The following is a 15,154-nucleotide window of genomic DNA, read 5'->3' on the forward strand; positions in this document are numbered from 1 at the left end:
AAAGATGCCAAAATTTCTCCTAAGCCTAATTTTTGTTTGCGCCACGACTTTTGTCTGGGCACAAGATTCGCAGCAAGAAAAACTTGAACAACGCAAAGCGCAGATTCTTCAGGAAATAAAAGACAACGAAAAAATGCTGCAGTCTGTAAGGAAAAAAGAAAAATCAGCAGTGAATGAATATTTAATTCAGGCAAATAAAATTAAACTTAAAGAAAAGCTGATCAATACAACAGCAAAGCAGGAAAGAATTTTAAGCAACGATATGTATATTAATCAGGTTCAGGTTAATAAGCTGAAAAAAGAACTGGCTGTTTTAAAAGAAGATTATGCAAAAATGATTTTGAAATCGTATAAAAGCCGTTCTGAGCAAAGCAGGGCAATGTTTATTTTATCTTCAGAAAGTTTTTTACAAGCCTACAAAAGAGCGCAATATTTAAAACAATATACTAATTTCAGAAAAAATCAAGGTTTAGAAATTCAGTCTAAAACTGCACAACTAGTTGAATTTAATGCAAAACTAGATGGGCAGAGACAAGTTAAGAAAAAGATTATTGTTGAAAACGAAAAAGAAAAACAAAGTTTAGAAGTAGAGAAAAAAGAACAGCAAAAGCTTGTTAATGCGATTAAAAAAGATAAAAACAGAATTGCTGCTGATATTAGAGCAAAACAAAGCGAATCAAAAAGAATTGACAGACAAATTGATCGTTTGATTCGTGAAGCAATTGCCGAAGCAAACAGAAAAGCAGCGTTAGAAAAAGCAAAAGAAAATCCTGGGTCTACAACTGTAAAACCAGTCTCATCTTCTAAAATCGCAATGACTCCGGAAGATAAAGTTTTAGCTGCCGATTTTAAAGCGAATAAAGGAAGACTGCCTTGGCCGGTAGAAAAAGGATTTATTTCACTAGGTTATGGAGATCAGCCTCACCCGCTATATCCTTCAATTTCTGTACATAATTCAGGAGTTGAAATTACAACAGAAGACGGGGCAAACGCAAGATCTGTATTTGCAGGTGAAGTTTTCAGTGTAATGGTTTTATCTCCGGTAAATACCGTAGTTATGATTCAGCATGGAGATTACTTTAGCGTTTACCAAAACCTGAGTAAAGTATTTGTAAGCAAGGGAGAAAAAGTTTCTATCAAACAAAGTATTGGAAAAGTAAGAACTAGCGGCGATACCGGAAAAACGGTCATCAAATTTTTGATTCTGCAAAATACAACAAATACTGATCCTGAAAATTGGTTACAAAACAGATAATAAAAAGGGAGCTATTTTAGCTCCCTTTTATTTAATCATATTGTTCTAAAAAATATTTAATAACATCAGTTGTTGTTACAATCCCTTTCAGTTCTCCGTTGTCTACAACCGGAAGAGCGTGAAATTCTTCTTTTACAAATGTCGATGCTAAATCCTTAATAATAGTATCAGAAGAAAGAGTTTTTGGTTTTGATGTCATAACCTGAGGAATCGTAAGCATGTCTAAAATAGCTTCATCAACACCCTCTTGTCCGTCGAACAAAGCACCAAAAGTAAGACGGTTCACATCTGTACGGCTGATAATGCCCACTACTTCTTTACCGTTTACAACTGGAATATGTCGAATAGAATTCGATTTTAGTTTTTCTACTACTTTTCTTAAATCGTCATTTTGATTTACAGTCACCACGGTTTTAGTCATGATGTGACTAATTGGTTCTCTTTTTTTCATAATAGATCAGTTTTATATTTACATCAAATATGTAAAATAATTCTTATAAACAATATGATTTTTATCAGCTTTTATAAGAATTAAAAAAGGTAGAAGACAACTGTTTCTTGAGAGTAGTACATTAAAAACAAGACCAAAATTCAATAATAATTCTTTACTTAATTTGAAATTGCATCGAATGAATTTAAAAATAGTATTTTTGCACTATGGAAACAAATAGACAGAAAAAAATAGGCAGTGTCATCCAAAAAGATTTGGTTGATATTCTGCAAGGTGAAGTGCGAAAAAATGGAGTTAGCAATTTGGTAATTTCAGTATCCAAAGTTAGTGTAACCTCAGATTTATCTGTGGCAACGGTATATTTAAGCATTTTTCCTCAAGAAAAAGCAAAAGAAACTTTAGAAGGAATAAAATCAAATACAACTTTAATAAAACATGATTTATCGCAGCGCGTTCGTCTGCAATTGCGTCGCGTACCAAATTTGGTTTTCTTTATTGATGACTCATTAGATTATATAGAAAAAATTGACAATGCATTAGCAGGAAAAGAAAACCCTATTGAAAACCGTGATCTTTTAGAAAAAAGAAGAAAATCATAAATTGAATTTCCCATTTTACATAGCCAAGCGTTATCTTTTCAGTCTTAGTAAAAATAACGCTATTAATATCATCAATTTAATTGCCAGCATGGGAATTATTGTTGGTACAATGGCTTTGTTTGTGGTTTTATCTGTTTTTAGCGGATTAAAAGTTTTCAGTCTTTCGTTTACAAATGAGATTGATCCAGATTTAAAAATGACAAGTACGTACGGAAAATCATTTTTAATTTCACCCCAGCAAGAAAAAGAGCTGAAAGAAATTAATGGTGTTGCCTGTTACACAAAAATTATTGAAGAACGGGTTTTGTTTTTATTTAAAGACAAACAGCGTGTTACTTATTTAAAAGGTGTTGACAGTATCTATCCGGTTGTAAACAATATTAAAGTAAAACTTTTTAACGGACAATGGCTAAAACCAGATTCGTATCAAGTTGTTATTGGTTACGGAATCGCTCAGGATTTTTCGCTGGGAATTCTTGATTTCGAAAACCCGCTGCAGATATTTGCTCCAAAACCCGGAAAAGGAGCAATTGACAATCCCGAAGAAGCATTTAATAAAACAGATGTTTTACCCGTTGGGATTTATTCAATCAGCGAAGATTTAGATTCGAAATATGTTTTTGCCGATTTAGGTTTAACACAGGAATTATTAATGTATAAGCCAAATCAAATTTCGGGAATCGAATTTAGGTTAAAACAATACGCAGACGAAAATGCGGTGAATGCACAGATTAAAAAGATTTTTAATAATAAAGTCACTATAAAGAATAGAGAGCAATTGAATGAGTCTTTATATAAAATGCTCAATACCGAAAATATTGCTGTTTATTTAATTTTTACACTTGTAATTATTGTGGCACTTTTCAATTTGATTGGAGCTTTAATTATGATGATTTTAGACAAAAGGGCAAATTTAAAAACCCTTTTTAATCTGGGAACAGAAATAAACAGTTTGAGAAGAATTTTCATCCTGCAAGGAACTTTACTAAGTGTTTTTGGAGGTTTGATAGGACTTTATTATGGGATTATATTAGTCACATTGCAGCAAAAATATGAGCTGATAATGATAACGCCAACGCTGGCTTACCCAGTTGTTTTTACACTCGAAAATGTTGTAATCGTAATGACAACAATTGTTTCCCTAGGATTTGTGGCATCACTTATTGCCAGCAGCCGTGTAAGTAAAAAATTATTAGATTAATATTTTCTTTCAAAATATTACTTATATTTACCGCCTTGAAAATCTACAGCATATGATAGTTTCTGCCTAATCCTATTTTATTTTTAAGAATAATTAGGATACTTACGTTTTTACTTTTCAGTTCAGATAAAGACATCTGGACAAATTTTATCATTTATCCTAATATATCATGACAGAAACAACTATACAAAAAAGTTTTTTTTCTAAATTTTTTACCACTTTAAAACAAGCCTTAAAAGGCGACGAATCATTTGATTATACTGCCGGAAGTATAAAGAAAGCCGTAATTCTATTAGCCATTCCGATGGTTTTAGAAATGATGATGGAATCGGTTTTTGCTTTAGTCGATTTATATTTTGTCGGACATTTGGAGCATAGCAGTTTTGCTATTCAAACGGTTGGTTTGACCGAATCTGTGTTGACTATTATATATTCTCTTGCAATAGGAATGAGCATGGCTGCAACAGCAGTTGTAGCAAGGCGTATTGGAGAAAAAGATCCGGTCGCTGCCGCAAAAGCCGGAATGCAGGCCATAATTGTAGCATTTGCCGTTAATGCTGTCCTGAGTATTCTCGGAATTATTTATGCAAAAGACATTTTACTCTTCATGGGCGCATCTGTTGAAGCGGCTGAGCACGGTTTCAGATTCACACAGATTATGATTGGCTCAAGTTTATGCATTATGCTTTTATTCCTTATTAACGGAATTTTCCGTGGAGCAGGAAATGCAGCCATTGCAATGAAAAGTCTTTGGATTGCCAACATTTGTAATATTATTTTATGCCCGATTTTAATTAACGGTCTTGGGCCAATTCCTGCTTTTGGTCTAGTTGGAGCTGCCTTGGCAACAACTTTAGGAAGAAGCATTGGAGTTTTATATCAGGTTTATCATTTGTTCTCTGGAAACGGAATTTTAAAAATTAAAACAGCGTATTTCGCTCCAGACTTTAAACAAATAAAAGCGTTAGTTAAAATAGCTGCACCGGGAATTTTACAATTTGTAATTGCATCATGCAGCTGGATTTTCTTAGCACAATTAGTAGCAACAACCGGAGGCGATCACGGTTCTGCAGGATATCAAACGGCACTTAGAATAATGATGTTTTTCATTCTTCCGGCCTGGGGATTAAGTAATGCGGCAGCAACTTTAGTTGGGCAGAATTTAGGAGCAAAACAAATTGAACGTGCCGAAAAATCGGTTTATACAACAGCAAGGTATAACGTAATTTTCATGGCAGCGATTATGATTATTACTTTAGGCTTAGGCCAATATATTATTTCATTTTTTACCAATGATGAAATGGTTAAAACCATTGCGGTCGAAGCACTGCAAATTATGAGTATCGGATTTATCTTTTACGGAATCGGGATGGTTTTGATCAATACTTTTAATGGAGCAGGAGATACGTGGACACCAACCGGAATTAATTTCTTCGGGTTTTGGCTTTTTCAAATTCCGCTGGCTTTTGTATTAGCCAAACATTTTAATATGGGGCCAACCGGAGTTTTCATCGCAATTCCCGTTGCCGAAACTGCTATAACTTTAGCTGGAATCTTTTTCTATAAAAGAGGAAAATGGAAAAGAGTTCAAGTGTAATTTTATAAAAGGCCTTCAAATCGAAGGCTTTTTTTATATAAAAAAGTTAAATATTAGAAAAACCATTTTTAAAAGCATAAAACATTGTACATTTGAGCGTACAATTAAAAGTACACATTATGAAAGCAATTACAATATCTACATTGAGGAAAAATATTAAAAACTATTTTGATGAAGTGTCAGAATCGTCAGAAATAATTGTTGTTCCCAGAAATACAGAAGAAGATGCAGTTGTAATAATTTCAATGAAAGAGTATAATTCTATATTGGAAACACAACATTTATTATCAACTAAAGCAAATAGAAAAAGGCTTTCAGAATCTATTGAACAAATGGAAAATGGAAAATTGACATCTTATAATTTAGACGAATTGTAGCAGAAGAATATGGATATTTGTTTTACAAAAAATGGCTGGGAAGAGTTTGAATATTGGATTGAAAACGATACAGATACTGCAATAAAAATAAAAGAATTAATTAAATCGATTAGAGAAAATCCATTCAAAGGAATTGGTAAACCAGAACCATTGCGACATGATTTAAAAAGTTTTTGGTCCCGAAGAATTAATGGAGAACATCGATTGGTTTATAAAGTATCAGGAACAAAGGGGGTTGATCAAAAGTGTATAATTATACAATGTCAATTTCATTATGATGATTAATAAATACAAAAAAGACCTAACGAAAGGTCTTTTTTGTATTTCAATTCTTTGTCAAATTTCAAAACTCAAAGATTATATTTTAAACAAACTCATATCCAGCATAAACCTGTTCGATTTCTTTCATAATGGCGAATAAATCTTCTGGAGCATCAGTTGTAACTAATTTTTGTTTGAATTCTTTAAAAGAATGAATACCTTTAAAATAGTTGGTATAATGACGACGCATTTCTACAATTCCTAAACGCTCGCCTTTCCAATCCATTGACCATTGCAAATGATTTCTCGCAGCCTCAACACGATCAATAACCGTTGGAGCAGGTAAGTGTTCACCCGTTTTAAAATAATGCTTGATTTCATTAAAAATCCACGGATAACCAATTGCCGCGCGGCCAATCATGATACCGTCAATTCCATATTCATTTTTATATTTTAATGCTTTTTCAGGACTGTCGATATCGCCGTTACCAAAAATAGGCATTGTAATTCTTGGGTTGTTTTTTACACGTGCAATATGAGACCAGTCAGAATGGCCTTTATACATTTGAGCACGGGTTCTGGCATGAATCGTTAAAGCCTGAACACCAATATCCTGAAGTCTTTCTGCAACTTCATCAATATTAATAGAACTTTCGTCCCAGCCTAAACGCGTTTTTACCGTAACAGGTAAATCGGTACTGCGAATAACAGCTTTTGTTAAACGCACCATCAAATCTACATCTTTCAAAACTCCGGCACCAGCACCTTTACAAACTACTTTTTTTACCGGACATCCAAAATTAATATCTACTAAATCTGGTTTTACAGTAGAAACAATTTTAGACGAAAGCGCCATTGCTTCTTCATCACCACCAAAAATCTGAATTCCAACCGGACGTTCGTAATCAAAAATATCCAATTTCATGCGGCTTTTTATAGCATCACGAATTAATCCTTCCGACGAAATAAATTCAGAATACATCATATCAGCTCCATGCGTCTTGCATAATCTGCGAAACGGCGGATCACTAACATCTTCCATCGGTGCGAGTAATAAAGGAAATTCGGGTAATTCTATGTTGCCAATCTTGACCATCTTCATAATTTTTTGCAAAATTACAACATTTAGTTCAATTTGTACCAAATTGGGGTTCAAAGGTTCAGAGTCGCAAAGGTTCAAAGGTTTTTTTTATATTGCTGATTAAGAGCCTTTGAACCTTTGCAACTTTGTACCTATATTAAGCCCTGTAGTCAAAAAATCGAATTGGTTTGCGGCTCATCGGATTAAAAACCATTGGATTTAAAGTTTCCTTTGAGGCAAATTCTATTTTTGGAGTTACTCTTAGTTTTGCTCTAAAGTGATCTTTAATTTCCTGCAGAAATTCTGGTGTTTGATTTTTAACCGCAATTTTTATCACGATTTCATCAGTACCTAAATCGTTTGTAGAGATTTCGATAATATGATTTTCGATATTGTCGAATCCGCTTAAAACATCGTTCATCGCAGGCGGATAAAGCGTTGTTCCTTTATATTTAATCATTTGCTTTTTGCGGCCAATAACAGGGCCAACACGCAAAGTATTCCTCCCGCAGGCGCAAGGTTCGTTATGAAGCTGTACAATATCGCCGGTTTTAAAACGCAGTAAAGGCATCGCTTCAATCCCTAAAGTAGTAAAAGTAAGCTCACCTGTTTCTCCATCTTGAACGGGTAAATTATTTTCGTCCAGAACTTCAACTATAATAAGTTCCGGATGATGATGTCCGCCATTTCCATGTTCACATTCTGTAAAAGCCGTACTCATTTCGGTAGAAGCATAAGTCGAAAACAACTTAATATTCCATTTATCCGTGATTTTTTTAGATAATGTATTCATCGAAAAATCCTGATCACGTAAAGATTCTCCAATGCAGATTGCCCCTTTTATGCTCGAATTATTATAATCGATCCCGTGAATTTCAGCATATTCAATCAACTTCAATAAAAAGGACGGAACAGTAATTAAATAATTAGGATTGTATTTTAAAATCGAATCCCATTGCATTTCCGGAATTCCGGCACCAACACGAATTACGCCGACTTTCAATTTTCGAAGACCTAAAAAATAAGCCAATCCGGCCATAAATTTTCTGTCAATTGTAGTCATTAATTGTACAACATCACCTTCGGCAATTCCGGCGCAGGCAAACGAAATGGCTTCGTTATAAGCCAAACGATCTAAATCAGAATCGGTTAAACCAAAAGTCACAGGATCGCCTAAAGTTCCTGAAGTCGAGGCATAGTCGATAATTTTATTTTGCGGAACGCATACAAAATCATCATTATATTGCTGTAAATCCTCTTTTGTTGTAACAGGCAAATATTGTAAATCTTCAAGGGTTTTAATTTTTGAGATATCAATATTCTGTCCGGCAAAAAGTCTTTTATAAAAAGGAGAATTTTGACTGATATATTCTAAAAGTTCAGATAGTTTTTTTTCTTGAAAAATTTTAATTTCTTCTAAAGAATCTTTTTCTATTGCTGGAATCATTTTAATTTTCTTTTGGATTTTTTTAAATATTTTTCAATTTTTTCTTTTTCAGGCAGCGTCGTAATTTCTTTGGTCAAAGCTTTTTCAAAATTAAGTTTTGCCTGCTGAAAATCTTTTATTTGGTAAAAGTACAATCCTGCCTTATAATATACAACCCAATAATCAGGGTTTAATGATTGATAATTTTGAATGAATTTTGGAGAAATCGTTTCCTTATTTTCAAGCAGCGAATCTATTTTATGATCTTCAACTTTGAATTTTTTATAATTACTAAAAGCGGCTGTTTCTAAAAACGGATCTTTGGCAATATTTAAATTTCCTTTTTGAAAAGAATTTACAGCATCATTTTTTCTTTCACCAAAAACAGAATTCAAATCATAACAGACAAATTCGCCCAATTGATATGGATTTGCCGAAACCCAAACTAATTTTTCTTTCGGTTTAAAAATAATTCCATGATGCGCCATTAATTGGTTTAACGCTTTTTCAGAGCCGTAACCAAGCGGAATATCTTTTAAACCATTTTTATTTCGAAGAATTTCCGAAGCAATTTCTGGGTTCACTTTTGGATTTTCTGCCAGAAGTTCCTCCATTCTTTCAAAGCGATATTCAGAATGACTGTTCATAATTTGCTTCTGATTTCGTTTATCACTTGCAAAAACATCTCCCTGAAAATGATTAGAACATATTAACTGATCGCTGTTTGGAACATCGTAAACATCCATTTTTGTAGGTGAAACTTCAATTAAAATAGCTTTGTTATCATTGGCACTTCCCACCATTATTGATTCAGAAACAAATACTTTTCTTTTTTTTGCAATCGAAATGGCTTCGTCTATAGTTGTGGCATGCTGCAAAATTTCGCGTGTCAAAATCGAAATGGGCGTTTTTGCAATTAACGGAATTTTAGATTTCGAAGCATTAATCGTAACCGTTAAACCTTCCTGATTCATTCCGGAAACGGCGCCAACCATTCCCGGCCAGGTAACCATCATAAATTTGTAACCTTCTTTTGGATTTATAAACGCCACGATTTTATTTTCCGCGAAAGCGTCATTCACATAAAAATCAAAATTACGTCCGAGGATTAAATTTCCATCTTCTGTTTTTTCATTCCACGCAGCAAAAGACGAACAGCCAACCAAAGCCAAATCTTGTAAAGCGTGACCAATATCGTGCGCCGCATGAAGATATAAACCACGCTGATATTTGGGCGCAATGTTATCAAGTTCATCTGAGGTGTATTCAGAAACACCATAAATTTCTGTTTGATATTCTTCGGGAACATTCAAATATAATTTTCGATTGTACCATTTTAAAAATTGACGGAGTATTTTTTGTTCAAAACGGGACGGAATAAAATCTTTTACTTTGGAGAAAAAAATTTGCTGTTGATTTTTTAAAAGAGAATCAGTTAAGGCTCCGGTGTTTAAGCCAATTTCCAGCGGATCACCTTCGACATACAATTCCCAAATGCCTTGTTTATTTTTTAAAAGAGAATTTTTTCCGGAAATAAAAATAGAATCAGATTTTTTTACAACGATTGGTTTCGATGAATTATAGGTCGAAAGATCCGGTTTATGACGCATTGATTTTGATGTTCCGCAGGAAACAAACAAGAGTAGAAAACCGATAAAGAAGAAAAGTAAGATTCGGTTTTTCATGATTTCTATTCAGATTCGGAATTAATTTTCGTAATCAAATATTCTTTGCCCACAATTTCAGAACAGGTTGAAACGGCACCAATTGTTACGCCCAAAACGCCATGCATATTGATACTCTGCCCTGTAAGATATAAATTATCCAATTTGGTTTTTGCCGGAATCAGCGTTTTCATCGGATTGTTGGAATCTTTCACATAACCGTACATATTTCCGTTATAGCCGCCAATATAATCGCGATACGAAAGCGGAGTAGAAGTATGAATTGATTTTATACAATCTCCGATTCCCGGAAATTTAAGTTCGATTTCGTTTAAAAATTTGGTCGTTTTTCGCGATTTAAATTCCTCATAACTTTCGCCGCGATCGCTCTTTTCGGCTGTTGTATTAAAAGTATCAACCCAGGGCGCAACATCTTCATATTTCATGTACGTTATAAACGTCATTCCTTCTGCCCAAATTTCCTCTTTTTTTGAAGCATTCATCGAAGCCATAAAACCTTTTGGCCACGAATCTTCATTATATTCATGTGCCGTCCAGACTTCGCTGCTTTTCTTAAAATGATAAAAATTATGATTGATATATTTAAAAGTTTCCGGCTTAAAAACAATGTATAAACTAAAGGCAGAAATAACACCTTCCAAACTTTGTACACGATTAACAAAAGCTTTCCTGAAGTTTTCTTCGCCAGCCATTTTTAAAGTTGTTTTGGGTTCAATATTTGAAATAAACATCGATCCAAAAACTTTCGTTCCATCTTTTAATTCAACAAAATTGACTTTATTATCTTCAACATTAAAACGGGTAACTTCTTTATATTTATAAAATTCGCCGCCGTATTTTTTAAGTTGTTTTAAAAGCTGTTTTGTAATCTGGCTTCCGCCATTAATGCATCGCCACGAACTTTGAATATAAGAGTTTACAGATAAGGCATGAACGTAAAAAGGCGATTTATCAGGAATGCCGGCATATAGAAAATTAGAACCCGCCAGAACTGCTTTTAGTTTTTCATTCTGCGTACATTCTTCAATCGTTTCTTTTGCATTTAATGACAAAATCTCGTTTTCATATTTACCTTCCCAGTTTAAATTATAAAGTGGAAAAGCATCGCAGATGGTTTGCAGTTTTTCGCAGTATTTTTCAATATTTGTTTTTTCTTCAGGGAAAAAAACGGCAAGCTGCTTTGCAAAATTTTCATAACCCTGCGCATGCGGATATTGGTTTTGATCGTCTTCAAACGAAATCATATCGTAACAATTCTCGTCTAATTTTTTTAAATTGAGATGATCAATAATGCCGATGTATTTAAAATATTTATAGAGATTTTGACCTTCGGCTAAACCTCCTATATAATGGATTCCGGTATCAAAAATAGTTTTATCACGAACAAAAGTCTGCAGATTTCCACCGTATTGATTGTTCTTTTCGAGCACACAAACGCTATAGCCTTCTTTAGCTAAAATTATAGACGAAACCAATCCGCCTAAACCGCTGCCAACAATTACTACATCGTACTGCTCTTTCATTTACTTTTTATTTAATACAATTATCGCATTTTCTTCTGCAACAACTTCGAAACCAAAATCCTTTAATTTAGTTTTTAAATGAGAAGAATTAACTAAAATTATTGAAGAAGCTGCAGTCACTTTTTCAAGATCCGAAGCATAATTTTCATCAGAAATTAAAACGATTTCATATTGATTTTCAACTACAGAATCTAGTGAATCCAGATAGGATATTTTTCTCTTTTTTAGAAAATAATTTGTTTTGGCAACCAATACTTTTTCTTCATCATTTATAAAAGAAAATATTTTTCGCTGCGGTTCCTGTAATGCCAATAAAACGTCTAATTGCCCATAATCATTGCCAAGATGTAAAATTTTTGCCTTTGGATTAATGTGTTTATTTAAATTGAAATAGGTTTCTAAATTCTGCTTTAAATCTTTTTTTACAGCATCGCCAATTTCAATTTCTTTATAATCGTAACTATTAATCAGCATTTTTTTGAAATAATCCGGGCCTTCTAACTGCTGGCGAATTTTGCGGTGTTCTGCTTTAAAAAAGGTACTTATTTGTTTTGTTCTTTCGGCATAATTATTCCCGAAAGAAGTATTTTCCGGCGTAATTCTTTCTAAAATAGTAAGGGTTAAAGTTCCGTCGTGAATGACAAAATCTCCTTTCGGGATTAACTCTGAAGCACCATGAATGACAACCGGAATGATGTCTAGCTTAAATTCTTCAGCAAGGAAAAAAGCACCTTTGTGGAATCGTTTAATAACATTATTTTCTGAGCGTGTTCCTTCTGGGAAAACCATTAACGAATATCCTTGGTTTACTTTTTTACGTAAATGTTCAACGCCGCCTTCCAAACCTTCAGAAACCGGATAAAAACCAGCTTTCCTGACAACGCCGCCAAAAATAGGAGAGTTGTAAACCCAGTCGCTTACCAAAAATATAATTTTTGGACTCAGCATTCCAATGGATAAAATATCTAAAAATGAAGAATGATTCGCAATAATAACGGCTGGTTTTTCAAACGTTTCATTAAAATTATTAACGACTTTTTTGTGTATAAAAGGGTTAGAATATAATACCGATTTCATGTATTTTGAAACGACATATCGAAAACCCTGCATTTTTGTTTTTTTGCTGAGCGGCAAAATCGGCATTAATGTAAAACTGAAAATAGACATTAAAATACCGCCCAAACCGTAATAGAAAAATGACATTACACCAAAAATAAAAGTGCGTAATTGAAAAGGCGGATTTCCGTTTTTAGGTCTGTTTGACAAAAATAATTTAAATAGAATTGGATAAAATATAAACGTAATAATTAACGCTGCAAAAACCCCAATTAATGAAACAGAAGAAATAGAACGCAGCGCCGGATGTTTGGCAAAAATCATGGCGCCAATCCCTAAAATAGTTGTAATTACCGCCAGAATAATGGATGTTCTGTAAATTGCAATTTCGTTTTTTCCGTTTGTATATTCTTTCTGTAAAGCACTTGTCATGAAAATACTAAAATCGACACCGTGACCAAAAATTAAAGTGCAGACAATCATGCTGAAAATATTCATTTGAATGCCAAAAATACCCATAATTCCGGCCGTTACAATTCCCGTTAAAGCAATTGGAATACAACTTACGATTACCAATTCAATTCTTCTGAAAAAGAAAAACAGAATTAAAATTACCGCAACAAAAGAATAATTGACAAGTGAATTAAAGTCGGTTTTTAGAGTGCTGAAAAAAGTTTCGTTCATTTGCTGACGATCAATTGCAATAAGATTTTCTTTTGCAGAAGTCAATTTTACAAATTTGTCGCGCTGTTCCGGCGTGACTTTTACTAAAGTAGAAATCGTATAAAAACCATTTTTTTCGGTTACAAATTCTTTCAGCTGTAATGCCTGGATTTTTAAATAATCTTGGGTAGAAATAGGTTTAAAATCAAAATCTAAATGATCAAAAAACAGTGAATAAGTGGTTGGTTTAAAACCGAGTTTTGAACCTTCGGTAATTAATTGAGATTTTAAAATTTGTTTTTTTTCTGAGTTCCAAAACGAATTCCATTTTGCAATTTTTTGAAGCTGTTCTTTTTGCGAAAGCACAATTCCGCCAACAGAACTAAAATTCAAAATTTTGTCTTGTTGTTTTGCTGCAGATAAATCGGCAAAAAGCTTGCTGTTGTTCTGCAAAACTTCTTCCATGCTTTTTCCGTAAGCCGCAACATAAATAGTTTTTGAAGTTAGGCTGGTACTTTCTTCCAATTGTTTTTCGGCCGCTTTAATATCTTTCGGAACAAAATTTAACTGCGACAAATCGTTATTGAAACCAACATCGTTATACGTAAAACAGCAAATAATGGTAATGATAACACAAAAACCAATTAAGAATTTGTTGTTATGAAATGAAAAATGAGCTAGTTTATCGATTGCATTTTTCTTGTGTTCAAAATTGTTTTCTTTTGGTTTGTATAAATGCGGAACAATCAAAAGCGAAAAAATTCCGGCTGCCATTACGATAACGGCTGCAAAAATTCCGAGATCATTCAGCGCATCAGATTTTACAAAAAGCAGACATAAAAAAGCAACAGCAGTTGTTGAACTGCTCATAATTACCGGCATTGTAATGTCTTTATACAATGTTTTGATGTCGCTGTTATGTTTGTAATGTGTCAGAATGTGAAGCGAATAATCGATCGTGATTCCTAATAAAATAGAACCAATTCCGAGAGAAATGGCTGAAATTTGTTCTTTTACAAAATATAAAAACGCAACGGCAAATAAAGCTCCGAAAACCGTTGGCAGAAAAATAATTAACGGGATTAATATTTTTCTGTAAAACAAAATCAAAATCAGCATCAGCGTAATCATGGCGATTGTTGTCGTTAAAACAATATCGCTTTTAATTTGATTGGCATTTGCGGCCGCAATTAATGCTGAACCAAAATAGCTCACAGAAGTTTTTCCTTTAAATTGCGTATTTAAATTTTCCTGAATCGATTTTAGTTTTTCGGCAAAAAGGGTATTTTTTTCTGTTTCGCTCGAAGAAATATCCGAGGTTATAAAAAGCAGTAATTTCTTTTTGTCCTTTGTCATTACAAAACCATTGTCGAGCGTAAAATCGTCGCCAATATTTAATTGCTGTAATTTTTTTAAAGCGATAAAAGAAATTCCGAGCGGATCCTGTAGAATAAAATCTTTTGTAATAAATCCCGACGGCGAAATAATCGATTTATAATTTCCCTGAACGGTTGCTGCAATACTATCTTTTTGAAGTTTAGTTTGAATGGCAGTATAATCTTTATCTTCAAGAAAAAGCGGCAGATTATTGTAAACAAAATCGATAGTTTCCTGGATGTTTTCTTCATCAACTTTTCCCTGAATTCCAGTGATGTAAGGTTTGCAGGATTTGGCAACGCTGTCTGAAAAAGCGGTTGCGATTTCTTTTAAATCTTCGGCAGAACCATTTTTTTCGAGTTTGAAAATAACGGTTGTTTTATCGGCAAAGTTTAATTGTTTTAAAACTTTTGCAGTTGCATCGGCTTTGTCATTTGTTGGGATAAGTTTGGTTATGTCTTCTTCAAACTTAATCTGCGAAGCAAAAAATCCAAATACCAAAAGCATCAAAACAGCCAAAAGAACCGAGAGAGATTTTCTTCGGTTTACAAATAAATGAATGGCGTAAAAGTATTGATGCATAATTATTTATATTGTTTTTT

The 15,154-nt window shown here is 33.5% G+C and carries 12 protein-coding genes; 6 read left to right on the forward strand and 6 right to left on the reverse strand.

Annotated elements, in window-relative coordinates; translation table 11 throughout:
- The first annotated feature begins 4 nt into the window (after nucleotides 1–4).
- Nucleotides 5–1,255, forward strand: coding sequence for a murein hydrolase activator EnvC (locus AABD74_RS05165; protein ID WP_232679648.1), 1,251 nt, complete (start codon nucleotides 5–7; stop codon nucleotides 1,253–1,255).
- A 31-nt stretch (nucleotides 1,256–1,286) separates the two neighbouring features.
- Here the strand turns inward: AABD74_RS05165 and AABD74_RS05170 are convergent, their stop codons facing one another.
- The gene (locus tag AABD74_RS05170) at nucleotides 1,287–1,706 is read right to left on the reverse strand and encodes a CBS domain-containing protein (RefSeq protein WP_053472968.1); all 420 of its coding nucleotides are present in this window, start codon (nucleotides 1,704–1,706) and stop codon (nucleotides 1,287–1,289) included.
- Between the two features lie 206 nt (nucleotides 1,707–1,912).
- Here AABD74_RS05170 and rbfA point away from each other — a divergent pair, with 206 nt between their 5' ends.
- The 5 genes from rbfA to AABD74_RS05195 all read left to right on the forward strand — a co-directional run bounded on the left by rbfA (nucleotide 1,913) and on the right by AABD74_RS05195 (nucleotide 5,765).
- A complete protein-coding gene (gene rbfA / locus AABD74_RS05175; RefSeq protein WP_057121824.1) occupies nucleotides 1,913–2,305 on the forward strand; it encodes a 30S ribosome-binding factor RbfA in 393 nt (130 codons plus the stop codon).
- Nucleotide 2,306: 1 nt separating this feature from the next.
- The gene (locus tag AABD74_RS05180) at nucleotides 2,307–3,506 is read left to right on the forward strand and encodes an ABC transporter permease (protein ID WP_406844872.1); all 1,200 of its coding nucleotides are present in this window, start codon (nucleotides 2,307–2,309) and stop codon (nucleotides 3,504–3,506) included.
- 169 nt (nucleotides 3,507–3,675) lie between these two features.
- Entirely contained in the window at nucleotides 3,676–5,103 is a 1,428-nt protein-coding gene (locus AABD74_RS05185; protein ID WP_232679644.1) for an MATE family efflux transporter, read from the forward strand.
- A gap of 119 nt (nucleotides 5,104–5,222) precedes the next feature.
- Complete coding sequence (locus tag AABD74_RS05190; protein ID WP_232679642.1) at nucleotides 5,223–5,480, forward strand: type II toxin-antitoxin system Phd/YefM family antitoxin; 258 nt, start codon at nucleotides 5,223–5,225, stop codon at nucleotides 5,478–5,480.
- 9 nt (nucleotides 5,481–5,489) lie between these two features.
- Nucleotides 5,490–5,765, forward strand: a complete 276-nt coding sequence (locus tag AABD74_RS05195) for a Txe/YoeB family addiction module toxin (protein WP_232679640.1) — start codon at nucleotides 5,490–5,492, stop codon at nucleotides 5,763–5,765.
- 79 nt (nucleotides 5,766–5,844) lie between these two features.
- Here AABD74_RS05195 and dusB read toward each other — a convergent pair whose 3' ends face one another.
- The 5 genes from dusB to AABD74_RS05220 form a co-directional block, all read right to left on the reverse strand.
- A complete protein-coding gene (gene dusB, locus AABD74_RS05200) occupies nucleotides 5,845–6,837 on the reverse strand; it encodes a tRNA dihydrouridine synthase DusB (RefSeq protein WP_406844873.1) in 993 nt (330 codons plus the stop codon).
- Nucleotides 6,838–6,979: 142 nt separating this feature from the next.
- Entirely contained in the window at nucleotides 6,980–8,269 is a 1,290-nt protein-coding gene (locus tag AABD74_RS05205) for a phenylacetate--CoA ligase family protein (protein ID WP_406844874.1), read from the reverse strand.
- Nucleotides 8,266–9,933, reverse strand: a complete 1,668-nt coding sequence (locus tag AABD74_RS05210; protein ID WP_406844875.1) for a C45 family autoproteolytic acyltransferase/hydolase — start codon at nucleotides 9,931–9,933, stop codon at nucleotides 8,266–8,268. Before AABD74_RS05210 ends, AABD74_RS05205 begins: the two co-directional genes overlap by 4 nt.
- A 5-nt stretch (nucleotides 9,934–9,938) precedes the next feature.
- Nucleotides 9,939–11,456, reverse strand: a complete 1,518-nt coding sequence (locus AABD74_RS05215; RefSeq protein ID WP_406844876.1) for a phytoene desaturase family protein — start codon at nucleotides 11,454–11,456, stop codon at nucleotides 9,939–9,941.
- Nucleotides 11,457–15,134, reverse strand: a complete 3,678-nt coding sequence (locus tag AABD74_RS05220; protein WP_406844877.1) for a 1-acyl-sn-glycerol-3-phosphate acyltransferase — start codon at nucleotides 15,132–15,134, stop codon at nucleotides 11,457–11,459. It abuts the gene before it with no gap.
- Nucleotides 15,135–15,154 lie beyond the last annotated feature (20 nt).

The organism is Flavobacterium soyae, from assembly GCF_045348165.1.
Classification (GTDB): domain Bacteria; phylum Bacteroidota; class Bacteroidia; order Flavobacteriales; family Flavobacteriaceae; genus Flavobacterium; species Flavobacterium soyae.

Excerpts from the sequence above, each read along its gene's own strand:
- AABD74_RS05220 (WP_406844877.1), bottom strand. The coding sequence starts at position 15,134 with ATGCATCAATACTTTTACGCCATTCATTTATTTGTAAACCGAAGAAAA.
- AABD74_RS05205 (WP_406844874.1), bottom strand. The coding sequence starts at position 8,269 with ATGATTCCAGCAATAGAAAAAGATTCTTTAGAAGAAATTAAAATTTTT.
- AABD74_RS05190 (WP_232679642.1), top strand. The coding sequence starts at position 5,223 with ATGAAAGCAATTACAATATCTACATTGAGGAAAAATATTAAAAACTAT.
- AABD74_RS05165 (WP_232679648.1), top strand. The coding sequence starts at position 5 with ATGCCAAAATTTCTCCTAAGCCTAATTTTTGTTTGCGCCACGACTTTT.
- AABD74_RS05215 (WP_406844876.1), bottom strand. The coding sequence starts at position 11,456 with ATGAAAGAGCAGTACGATGTAGTAATTGTTGGCAGCGGTTTAGGCGGA.
- rbfA (WP_057121824.1), top strand. The coding sequence starts at position 1,913 with ATGGAAACAAATAGACAGAAAAAAATAGGCAGTGTCATCCAAAAAGAT.
- AABD74_RS05195 (WP_232679640.1), top strand. The coding sequence starts at position 5,490 with ATGGATATTTGTTTTACAAAAAATGGCTGGGAAGAGTTTGAATATTGG.
- dusB (WP_406844873.1), bottom strand. The coding sequence starts at position 6,837 with ATGGTCAAGATTGGCAACATAGAATTACCCGAATTTCCTTTATTACTC.
- AABD74_RS05170 (WP_053472968.1), bottom strand. The coding sequence starts at position 1,706 with ATGAAAAAAAGAGAACCAATTAGTCACATCATGACTAAAACCGTGGTG.
- AABD74_RS05210 (WP_406844875.1), bottom strand. The coding sequence starts at position 9,933 with ATGAAAAACCGAATCTTACTTTTCTTCTTTATCGGTTTTCTACTCTTG.
- AABD74_RS05185 (WP_232679644.1), top strand. The coding sequence starts at position 3,676 with ATGACAGAAACAACTATACAAAAAAGTTTTTTTTCTAAATTTTTTACC.